Genomic DNA, 10,485 nt, shown 5'->3' on the forward strand with positions numbered 1-10,485 from the left:
AGGAAGCCCTGACCGGATCTCTCCTGGTCAGGGCTTCTTCTGCTATCTCAACCTAGCGTCGGGGTGGCGGGATTCGAACCCACGACCTCTTCGTCCCGAACGAAGCGCGCTACCAAGCTGCGCCACACCCCGTGTGCAACCTGCGATAGCTTACCCCCACGCCCCCGCCAGAACTAAATCGCCTGGTCAGGATCGCTATCGCCGTATCGCAACGCCGTGACGGAGCCGTTACGAGCAGTCTGCGTATTTGTGGGCTTATGTCCACATCGGCCCACTAGAGTTATTCCAGCACTTGTGTCTCATATACCTCGTCCGTACCGAAAGGAACCCACATGAGCACGCCGGAGAAGGACATCAACTACAGCACGAAGGAAGGTTTTGCCTTCGGCATCTCCATCGTCGCGGCCGCGTTGCTGTTCGTCGCGGGTCTCGTCGCTGTTTTCCAGGGCATCTCGGCGTTGGCCAATGACGACCTGTTCGTGGTCGGCGCGGAGTATGTCTACAAATTCGACCTCACCACGTGGGGCTGGATTCACCTGATCATCGGCATCCTGGCGATCATCGTTGCGGGCGGGCTGGCGGTCGGCGCCGACTGGGCCCGGATCTCGGCGATCATCATCGCTTCCATCTCGATCATCGCCCAGTTCCTGTGGCTGCCCTACTACCCTCTGTGGGCGATCCTGATCATCGCTCTCGACCTCGTGGTGATCTGGGCGGTCGCGACGTGGAAGCCGTCGAACATCGCCTGACCCAACTCCATGTACACGCTGCCCGTCGGACCCTCGGGTCCGGCGGGCGGCGTGTTCTCTGTTGCGACCCATCCGACAACGCGGTGTCTCCGAATCGCCTCCGTTCGTCCAGTGTCCGAGTTCTTCCGATGACCCGAACGGAGCCGCACGATGCGCATCACCCGCACGATCCGACGCTTGTTCACCCTCCTCGCGACCGCAGCCCTGGCCGTCGCCGCCCTGGTCGCGAGCACCGGCCCGGCGACTGCCGCGCCGCTGCAACCGATCCCGAAGCTCGACACCGAGCGGTATCTCGGGTCCTGGTGGCAGCTCGCGGCGGTTCCGGCGTTCTTCAATCTGAACTGTGCCAAGGACACCAAGGCCACCTACACCCTGATCGATGCGACCACGATCGGCGTCGAGAACACCTGCACCACGTTCACGGGCCAGACCAACGGCGTCAAGGGTCAGGCGAAGGTCGTCGACCCGGTCACCAAAGCACAACTGTCCGTGTCGTTCCCGCAGGTTCCGGTGAGCATCGATCCGAACAACGCACCCAACTACATCGTCACGTGGATCGCCGACGGCGCCACCCCCGACGACCCGTACCAGTTCGCCCTCGTCGGCGATCCGACCCGCTTCTCCGGGTTCGTCCTCTCCCGGGACAAGGTCGTCACCACCGAGACCTTGCGGATGCTGCGCGGACAGGTGGAGAAGGCCGGATTCAACTCCTGCACCTTCTTGGTGTCCCCGACCACCGGTGGCCGCACCGACTACTCCCCGCTCTGCACCGTCTGACACTGCGTCTGAAGGCATCCGGTGCTCACCCGGCCGTACGCTGACCGGGTGAGCACCGATCCCGACCTCCGGCGGACGCGGTTGGTCGCCGACGCGTATCGGATCGCCGACGACGTGCTGTTCCCCGCCGCCTCCGACGTCGATCGCACGAGTTCGGTACCTGCCTCGCACTGGACGACGATCGCCGAGGCCGGGCTGTTCGGAATTGCCGCACCCGTCGACGCCGGCGGTCCCGGCCTCGACTTCGCCCAGGTCATCGAGATCAGCGAGGTGATGGCGAGCGGGTGTCTGGCCACCGCGTTCACGTGGCTGCAGCATCATGGTGTGGTCATCGCGCTGGCCACCACGGCCAACCAACGACTACGTGACGAATTGTTCGCTGCAACAGTTGCCGGCCGGCTGCGCGCCGGCGTGGCGTATGCCGGAGTGGTCCCCACCCCACCACGAATGCGCGCCACCCGAGTCGACGGCGGGTGGCGCTTCGACGGCCACGCGCCGTTCGTGAGCGGTTGGGGCATCGTCGATCTGCTGCAGATCTCGGCGCGTGATGTGGACACCGACGACGTGCTCGCGGCGATCCTGCCGATCCAGCAGCCGCCGGACGCCATCACCGTCAAACCCCTGCACCTCGGCGTCGCCGATGCGACCCGCACGGTGTCGCTGGCGGTCACCGGCCTGGTCGTCCCCGACGATCGCATCGTGAGCCGGGTGACCCTCGACGACTTCTTCGCCAACCAGAACACCGGCATCCGGATCAACGGCACGCTCCCGCTGGGAGTGGTGCGGCGGTGCGCCGCGCTGCTCGACGTCGGCGGTCACCCGCACGCGGCGCGCGCCGTGCGTGACCGCACCGGACGGGTCCGCGCTGCCCTCGACGCCGGGATGACCGACGCCGCCACGCTGATCGCGGCACGTGCCGACGGCGCACAATTGGCCGTCGACGCGGCAGCCACACTGATCGCCGCCGAGGGCGGCGCGGCCCTGCTGCGCGGCGCCCATCCCGAACGCCTCGCCCGCGAAGCCGCATTCACGCTGGTCGCGGCCAGTAGACCACAGTTGAAGGAGCTGCTGGTGGACAGGTTCAGCGCGCCGCCCGCCGCGCGTACTCCCTGAGAAAGGTGGCCTCGACGATGGCCATGTTCTCGATCTCGCCCGGATCGACGCTCTCGTTGGGCGCGTGGATCAGGCACGACGGTTCCTCCACACCGAGCAGCATGATCTCCGCTTCCGGATAGGTTTCGGCGAACACGTTGCACAGCGGGATCGAACCGCCCTGCCCCATCAGCACGACGTCGGTGCCGTAGGTCGTGGTCATCGCGTCGACCATCGTGTCGAAACCGGGCCCGGAGGTGGTGCCGCGAAACGGCGCGCCATCGGCTTCACGCTCGAAGGAGACCCGGACGTTCCACGGGGCGGCCGCGGTGAGATGGTCGATGAGCGCCTGTTGGGCGACCTTGGCGTCCATCCCGGGCGGCACCCGCAGGTTGATGCGCGCACGCGCTTTCGGCTGCACGACCGCCGACGACCCCACCACCGGCGGGCAGTCGATGCCGAGCACGGTCGCCGCCGGCCGTGCCCACACCATGTCGGCGACCGCCCCCGAGCCGATCACGTCCACCCCGTCGAGGATGCCGGCGTCGGTGCGGAAGGCCTCGACCGGGTAGTCGACGCCCGGCCACGTCGCCGAGGCGTCCAGCCCGGTGACGGTGGTGTTGCCCTCGGCGTCGCGCAGCGAAGCGAGCATCGCGATGAGCGCGGCGAGTGCATCCGGCGCCGCTCCCCCGAACATGCCGGAATGCATTGCCGACGAGAGTGTTTCGACGGTCACCACGATGTTGGCGATACCCCGCAGGCTCGTGGTCAGGCTCGGCCGGCCGATTGCGAAATTCCCCGAGTCGCACACCAGGATCGCGTCGGCGCGCAACAGGTCCGGGTGCTTCGGGACGAAGTCCTCCATGCCACCGGTGCCCTGCTCTTCCGAGCCCTCACCGACGATGGTGATGTTGACCGGGATGTCGCCGCCGAGCGCCCGCAACGCAGCCAGGTGCACGGCGATGTTGCCCTTGCAGTCCGCTGCGCCGCGGCCGTACCAGCGACCGTTGCGTTCGGTGAGTTCCCAGACCGGCGAGTCCCACTCGTCGGCACCGAGGGGCGGCTGCACATCATGGTGGAAATAGAGCAACACCGTCGGCGCATCGTCGGGACCGGCCAGGTGCCCGGTCACCGCTTTGCTGCCATCGGCGGTCACATGCGACTCGACGTCGCCGAAACCCAACTCGGTGAACGTACCGAGCAACCAGTCGACCATCCGGTCGCAGTCCTCCGGCGGAGTGCCGGTGGGGTCGTAGACGGATTCGAACGCGACCATCTCGGCGAGCTCGGTCTTCGCCTGCGGCATCAATTCCCGCACGCGCTCGCGCAGGCTCTCGTCGGTCGTCGTGTCGTCGGTCATCGGCGCTCCCTCGCAATCGGATCGGCGTGACATCAGCCTGTCACGATGTAAGGCGTGAGGCGCGGTGGCAGCCCTTCGTGACGGCCTCTCCAAGCTCCGGCCTCCTCAGGGACCAGGTGCTCACCACAAGACCACGATCGCCTGTCACACCAGGTCGTGGGTTTCCAGCCGACCGTCAGCGATCGCGTCGAGCATCGCGGCATGGTCGGCCTCGTCGATGTCGGCGTAGGACTCCGAGAAGTCGGCGATGGCATCGGCGAAGCCCTTGGCGCTACCGAGGTACTCGGCGATCTGGAGGCGTGAACCGGTTCGGGCGTGCGCATGTGCCAGTGCCCGACCGCACAACTTCGCGTAGAGCTTCATGTCGTCGGGACTCAACGCCTCGATCACCACCGACCCCTTGCCGTCACGCAATTGCCGGACGTACAGGTCACGCTTCTCGCCGTTCTCGTCGAGTCCGGAGGTCCAGCCGAGGAACACGTCACTGGCCGCCTGCAGCAGCCGCTGGCCCTCGACGACCCGCTGCCCCTGGTTGGCGTACTGCTGAGTGGGCACGTAGTCGGCGAGCACCGAGCGCTGCGCCTCCTTCATCTGCAGGAACAGCGGATCGTCGGACCGTGCGCCATGCATCAGCACGATCCAGGCACGAGTGCCGACGCTGCCCACTCCCACCACCTTGCGCGCCACGTCGACGATCGTGAACTGGTCGAACAACGCCCTAATGTGGTCGGGCAACATCGTGCGGTAGGCATCGACCCGGCCCGCGATCCGGTTGGCGACCTCGTCGGCGTGGCTGTCGGGGAACAACTCGTGGATCGGGACCAGCAGCGGCGGATCGCTACGGATGTGCACATTGCCGTCGGCATCGATCACGCAGAGTTTCGCCACCGCCTGGGTGCTGTTGCGGTGCTGCGCCTTCCGCAGCCCCTTCAGCGTGCGTGCCTCGGTCGAGGTGTCGAGTTTGGAGGTCACCTTCGTCAACACCTCTTCGGTGTCGATGCGGGCATACCAGCAGTCCATCGTCGACATGGCCGCGCTGGCCGTCATCCACTTCTGATACGACTTGGCCACGTCGCGCGCGTGCCGTCGGGTGGTGGCGGCATCGAAGCCGCTTCCCCGTCCGGCCACGGTGAAACTGGCCGCCAGCCGTTTCACGTCCCACTCGAACGGACCAGGAGCGGTCTCGTCGAAGTCGTTGAGATCGAAGATCATCCGCCGCTCTGGGGTGTTGAACACACCGAAGTTGCTCAGATGAGCGTCACCGCAGAGTTGTGTCATGATCCCGGAATGAGGCACCGCGGCGAGGTCGGCCGCCATCACCGCCGCTGCGCCGCGGTAGAACGTGAACGGCGTCGCCGCCATCCGGGAATTGCGGACGGGTACGAGTTCGGGCACACGCGAGGTGGCCTGTCGGGTGAGGATCTCGATCGGATCGCCCCGCTGGGCCTGGTCCACACACGTGGCGAGATCGGTGATGGTCGCCGTCATCGACGCCTCCTACTGATACGAGACGAACGACGGTGTGGGCCGCACCTGCATGGTCCGCGCCGGACTGAACGTCGGGGTGTCCTCGGTGTAGAAATTCTTCCACCCCAGCCACACGTTCGCAGGTAGATCGGCGATCACCCGCTGCCATGTTCCCTTCTTCACCGGCGGACTACCGTGGCCGTCGGCGTGGATCACCACCTGCAGTTCGGGTCGGGCGGTGTCGAGGCGGTCGCGGCCGACCACCATGTCGGTGTCGAATTCGTGTACGACGAGCAGTTTCTGCGGAAGCCCCCGGGCACGGGTGAGGTCGGCCAGCCAGGACGAGGTGCGGTTGACCTCGTCGACGTCGACGGACCCGATCTGGGTCAGGTGCACCTGATCGGGTTTCAGTCGCCATTCCGGGTCGAGCGCCAGTCCCACGTTCGGTTCGGCGAGCAGCGAGGCGTAGCGCTTGGCCTGCGTCAGGAAGTCGGCGCGCCCCGGCTGCAGATCGAGTGTCACATACACCCCGGCGTCCTGCGCGGCCTGCACCCACGGCCGGAGCCGCTGCGGGTCGATCATGCTGGAATACGTCCCGTCGGGTCCGGGTTCCGACGACGCGACGGCGGCGATGATCTCGAAGGCCGGCACCACCGGCGTCGCGCTGAACGGCCGATACTGCGCCGCAAGCTGATCGACCCGCTCGACCGACGCCTGCGCGCCCTGCGCACCCAACGGGCCGAGTGAGGGATCACCCGGTGAGCCGTACAGCGCCACCAGGCGCCGCCCGGGAAAGATGAGCTGGCCGCCGCCGGGGAGCTCGGGCTGGGTGCGGGCCGCCCGGGTCTGGCGTGCGAAGGCGCGGCTGTCACCGAAGCCCGTTCCGAATGCGCGCACCGTCGCGTCCGGGTGTTCCCGCAACATGCGGACCGACTCACCGGTGGACCGCGGATCGTCGACGGGCACCCGAACGACCTGCGCTCCGGCGGCCTCTGCGGTGAAAGCCGCGTCCGGGGACGCGTCGGCACCGAGATACACGAGCGTGGTACCACGTTGGGCCGCATGCTGTTCGATGAGATCGTCGGGGTCGGTGGTGACCAAGGCATCGGTCAACCCGCGCGCCACGGAGGAGGCGGCACCCAGCACCACGACGCGCTCGGGTGCCAGGCGTGCGAGTTCCGCGCGCACGGCCGCGCGTCGCGCCGGACTGACGGCCAGGGTGGGGGTGTCGTATCGTCGCGCGGCGGCCTTCGCACGCCGCCGAACATCGTCATTCGCGTTGGCGGGCATCAGGATCGCGGCGCCGGCGTGGCGGAACAATGTGCGACTGACCAGGACCCCGTCCACCGGCCCATCGTCGGCGACCACGCCAGAGGTGGCCTCGGCAAGTTCGGTCGCCGGCCCGGACGACCGGATCGTCGGCGACGCGACGGTGAGAGCCGCGATCAGTGTCACGGCGATGACAATCGACCACACGCGTCTGCGTGACATCGGACTGATTGCCCCCTTCGCTGTCGCGGTCGTCGAACTCGTCGGCGCTCACATGCCCGCCGCGGCACCAACGTAGCAGCCTTTTGGGTTGCCGCAACCACCCGAAAGTCGCTGCAGGTCAAGCGCTGTCGCGACGTTGCAGGTGCAAGAGGCGGAGTTCGGCGCGAATGCGTTCAGCGTCGGGGCCGAGGCGCGAACGTGACCGATGACGCGGCGGGGCCCACCCCCCGGTTCGTTGTATACCGATCGCAATCGGCGACAGCACGGCAATCAGGAGGAGCAGCAGGATCAACATGTTCATGACTGAAAGTATGTTCTCGTAAATATCCCGCCGACAGTGGCCTGAACGACATTGTTCGCAAAATTTCGGCCATACTGGATGGGTGTTGAAGAAGGTCGCCGTCGTACTGCATCGCCAGGTGGCGCTGTTCGAGTTCGGGGTGGTCAACGAGGTGTTCGGCCTCGATCGCACCGATGACGGCGTCCCGGCCTTCGAATTCCTGATCGCCTCGCCGGATCCGGGGGTTCCACTGAGCATCGGTCACGGCGCGGCGGTGGTCCCACCGCATGCGCTCGACGACTGCCTCGACGCCGACCTGGTGGCTGTTCCGGGTGGCAGCACCGACCCGGACTTCGCACCCGAGATACTCCAGACCCTGCGCGGGGTGGTCGACAACGGAGGCCGCGTGCTCACGGTGTGTACTGGCGCGTTCGCTGCCGCCGAGGCCGGCCTGCTCGACGGTCGCCGGTGCACGACGCATTGGCGCCACGGCGCCGAACTCGCCCGCCGCTATCCGAAGGCGATCGTCGACACCGACGTGTTGTTCGTCGATGACGGGCCGGTCACCACGAGCGCCGGAACCGCTGCCGGAATCGACGCGTCATTGCACCTTGTCCGCGCGGAGTATGGGCCCGACGTCGCCAATCGCATCGCCCGCCGGATGGTGGTGCCGCCGCATCGCGACGGCGGACAGCGCCAGTTCGTGGAGGCACCCGTACCTGCCTGCGAGTCCGACGGGTTCGCCCAGGTCCTCGACTGGATGGTCGAACACCTCGATACCGACATCACGGTCGACGAACTGGCCAACCGGATGCACATGTCCACGCGCACCTTTGCCCGGCGCTTTGTCGACGAGGTCGGGGTGTCGCCTCACCGATGGCTGACCGAGCAGCGGGTGCTGCACGCGCGCCGGTTGCTCGAATCCACCACACTGCCGGTCGACGACGTCGCCGCCCGGGTGGGTTTCGCGTCCGCGACGTTGCTGCGCCACCACTTCAACGCCACCGTCGGGGTCACGCCGACTGTCTACCGCCGCCGATTCGCCGCCCGCTGAGCGGGCCCGGCTACCCGGAGCCGGTGTCGGTGGTCGACCTCTCGGCAGCGTAGGACTCGGCGAAGGAGACGCGCGGGGTGGTCGCGGTGTGCACGAGCGCCATCGCGACGAAGGTGAGGGTGGCCAGCGCGAACACCGCGGTCACCACGAGGGCGCCGATCTGGGCCACCGTATAGAGCACGCCGTCGCCGGCCGACGCGGCCACGGCCGCGCTCATCGCCAGTGCAGTTCCGAACAACGCCCAGGCGGCACTGCGGATGCGCGGACCGACCACCGATGCGTAGAAGAGTCGCTGGTAGATGGCCAGCTCGAACTCGTCCACCGATGCCAGCCGGACCTCGTCGGTCCCGGCGAGCTCGCGGAGTTCGCGGGCGAGCGTCACGTCACGCTGCAATGTCGCGGTCTCATGTTGCCGGTAACGCACGAACGCGATGACCCCGACGGCCGCCGCGAGTAGCCCCAACCCCACTACCGCTGCCCAACTGTCCACGCTGCCACGCTACATGCGGGCATTTCGCATCGTTCGCGGGGTCACAGTCACCTCGAGAGCTGCCATCGAACTCGAGCACGCGGACACGACAACGCCGACATGACCGGGGCGCTCGGCCATGTCGGCGTGTCAGGAGCAGACGTCAGACGGACTGCGCCTGCCACATCCAGTGCAGCTGCTCGAGCTTCGAGACGATCTCGATCAGCAGGTCCTGAGTCACCGGATCGGCCGACTCGGTGGCCTGGACTCGCTCGCGCAGACCGCCGATCACCGACTGCAGGTTATCGATGACCGCGGTGACGACGTCACTATCCTGGGTCCAACCTTCGCCGAAACCCTTGGTGTTCGCGGTTTTCGCGACGGTCTCTGCGCGGCCGTCCGGGCTGACACCGATAGCGGTTGCGCGCTCGGCTGCGGCATCGGTGAACTCGCGCGCGACCGAGACCAACTCGTCGAGTTCGAGGTGAACCGAACGGAACTGACGTCCGACGACGTTCCAGTGCGCCTGCTTGGCGATCAGCGACAGGTCGATCAGGTCGACGAGGGTGTCCTGCAACGCCTTACCGGTGACCGACTTCTGCTCTTCGGTGAGCGTGCTGGTGATGGGTGTGTTGGTGGCCATGGTGGACCGCTCCTTTCCTTGCGTGGGCTGTACGCGTCGGCGCGGGTCGGGTCAGACCCGAACCGTGATGTTGTGCTCGATATTTCCCTTGGTGGCCTTGGAGTACGGGCAGAAGGCATGGGCGCCTTCGGCCAGTTCCTTGGCCTTTGCCTCGTCGAGGCCCGGCAAATAGGTCTCGATGGTGGCGACGAGGGCGAATCCGCCGTCGGCGTCGTCCTTGCCGATGCCGACCGTCACGGTCACCGTCGCCTCGTCGGGCACCTGCGCGCCCGCCTGCTTGGCGGTCGCCCGCAACGCTCCGAGGAAGCACGACGCATAGCCGGCCGAGAACAACTCCTCGGGATTCGCGCCTTCGCCGCTGCCACCCATCTCGGTGGGCGGCCGCATGTCGAGGTCGACCCGGCCGGGCTGCGAGACGACCTGGCCGTCTCGGCCACCCCCGGTGGCCGTGGAGGCGACGGTGTACACGGGATCAATTGCTGCCATGGGCTTCTCCTGACTCACTCGGTGTTGCTGAATCCACTCGATGTCGCTGGATCACAGTGCGTTCACACGGTTCTGGACGTTTGTTTCGTCATTTTTCTTTCACCGCAACCAAACTGCGACACCGCGGGCATTCACCCCAGTAGGTGACCTCGGCCTCATCGATGCGGTAGCCGTGATCGTCATCGGGCAGCGCACACGGGGCCTGCCCGACCGCGCAATCGATGTCGACGATCTGTCCGCAGCGACGACAGATCAGATGGTGATGATTGTCGCCCGTGCGGGTCTCATAGCGGACCGGCGAACCGGCCGGCTCGATGCGCCGAAGCAGACCGCGATTCGTACACGCGCGCAGGACGTCGTAGACGGTCTGCGTGGACACCCCGCCGAGGTGTTCGCGGACCCCGGTGGCGACGAAATCCGCGGTCGAGTGCGGGTGATCGTCCAGAATCTCCAGCACCGCGACGCGGGGCGCGGTGACCCGCATTCCCGCTTCGCGAAGCCGTCGATGGAACCGGTGACGATCTGACATGACTCCACTATAGCAGTTTTCTGGAACTAGTCCAGAAATAGGAACAGTTCCAGAAAATGAGGAAAGGCTTGCCTGAACCCGCGCCGCC

The 10,485-nt window shown here is 66.8% G+C and carries 11 protein-coding genes and 1 tRNA gene; 4 read left to right on the forward strand and 8 right to left on the reverse strand.

All coding sequences use genetic code 11. The features are described from left to right. Positions 1-58: 58 nt before the first annotated feature. Positions 59-132, reverse strand: a tRNA-Pro gene (locus OSB52_RS24145). Positions 133-332: 200 nt separating this feature from the next. On the opposite strand from OSB52_RS24145, the gene OSB52_RS24150 reads away from it, so the two are divergent. From OSB52_RS24150 to OSB52_RS24160, 3 genes are all read left to right on the forward strand, one after another. Continuing rightward, positions 333-749, forward strand: coding sequence for a DUF7144 family membrane protein (locus tag OSB52_RS24150; protein WP_266063865.1), 417 nt, complete (start codon positions 333-335; stop codon positions 747-749). A 150-nt stretch (positions 750-899) separates the two neighbouring features. Continuing rightward, positions 900-1,526, forward strand: coding sequence for a lipocalin family protein (locus OSB52_RS24155; protein ID WP_266063867.1), 627 nt, complete (start codon positions 900-902; stop codon positions 1,524-1,526). Between the two features lie 48 nt (positions 1,527-1,574). Then, positions 1,575-2,639, forward strand: a complete 1,065-nt coding sequence (locus OSB52_RS24160) for an acyl-CoA dehydrogenase family protein (RefSeq protein ID WP_266063868.1) — start codon at positions 1,575-1,577, stop codon at positions 2,637-2,639. Here the strand turns inward: OSB52_RS24160 and OSB52_RS24165 are convergent. From OSB52_RS24165 to OSB52_RS24175, 3 genes are all read right to left on the reverse strand, one after another. Then, complete coding sequence (locus OSB52_RS24165; protein ID WP_266063869.1) at positions 2,608-3,978, reverse strand: dipeptidase; 1,371 nt, start codon at positions 3,976-3,978, stop codon at positions 2,608-2,610. The two genes, OSB52_RS24160 and OSB52_RS24165, sit on opposite strands and share 32 nt — an antisense overlap. A 144-nt stretch (positions 3,979-4,122) precedes the next feature. Then, on the reverse strand, positions 4,123-5,466 hold the full coding sequence (locus tag OSB52_RS24170) for a DUF2252 domain-containing protein (RefSeq protein WP_235721741.1): 1,344 nt from the start codon (positions 5,464-5,466) through the stop codon (positions 4,123-4,125). A gap of 9 nt (positions 5,467-5,475) precedes the next feature. Further along, positions 5,476-6,900, reverse strand: coding sequence for a hypothetical protein (locus OSB52_RS24175; RefSeq protein ID WP_266063871.1), 1,425 nt, complete (start codon positions 6,898-6,900; stop codon positions 5,476-5,478). Between the two features lie 419 nt (positions 6,901-7,319). On the opposite strand from OSB52_RS24175, the gene OSB52_RS24180 reads away from it, so the two are divergent. Then, positions 7,320-8,270, forward strand: a complete 951-nt coding sequence (locus OSB52_RS24180; protein ID WP_266063872.1) for a GlxA family transcriptional regulator — start codon at positions 7,320-7,322, stop codon at positions 8,268-8,270. A gap of 10 nt (positions 8,271-8,280) precedes the next feature. Here the strand turns inward: OSB52_RS24180 and OSB52_RS24185 are convergent, their stop codons facing one another. The 4 genes from OSB52_RS24185 to OSB52_RS24200 form a co-directional block, all read right to left on the reverse strand. Next, on the reverse strand, positions 8,281-8,760 hold the full coding sequence (locus OSB52_RS24185) for a hypothetical protein (protein ID WP_266063873.1): 480 nt from the start codon (positions 8,758-8,760) through the stop codon (positions 8,281-8,283). Between the two features lie 142 nt (positions 8,761-8,902). Beyond that, on the reverse strand, positions 8,903-9,382 hold the full coding sequence (locus OSB52_RS24190; RefSeq protein ID WP_235721737.1) for a Dps family protein: 480 nt from the start codon (positions 9,380-9,382) through the stop codon (positions 8,903-8,905). Between the two features lie 51 nt (positions 9,383-9,433). After that, entirely contained in the window at positions 9,434-9,868 is a 435-nt protein-coding gene (locus tag OSB52_RS24195) for an organic hydroperoxide resistance protein (protein ID WP_235721736.1), read from the reverse strand. Between the two features lie 88 nt (positions 9,869-9,956). Next, entirely contained in the window at positions 9,957-10,397 is a 441-nt protein-coding gene (locus OSB52_RS24200; protein ID WP_266063875.1) for a Fur family transcriptional regulator, read from the reverse strand. Positions 10,398-10,485 lie beyond the last annotated feature (88 nt).

Source organism: Gordonia aquimaris (genome assembly GCF_026262595.1).
GTDB classification, from domain to species: domain Bacteria; phylum Actinomycetota; class Actinomycetes; order Mycobacteriales; family Mycobacteriaceae; genus Gordonia; species Gordonia tangerina.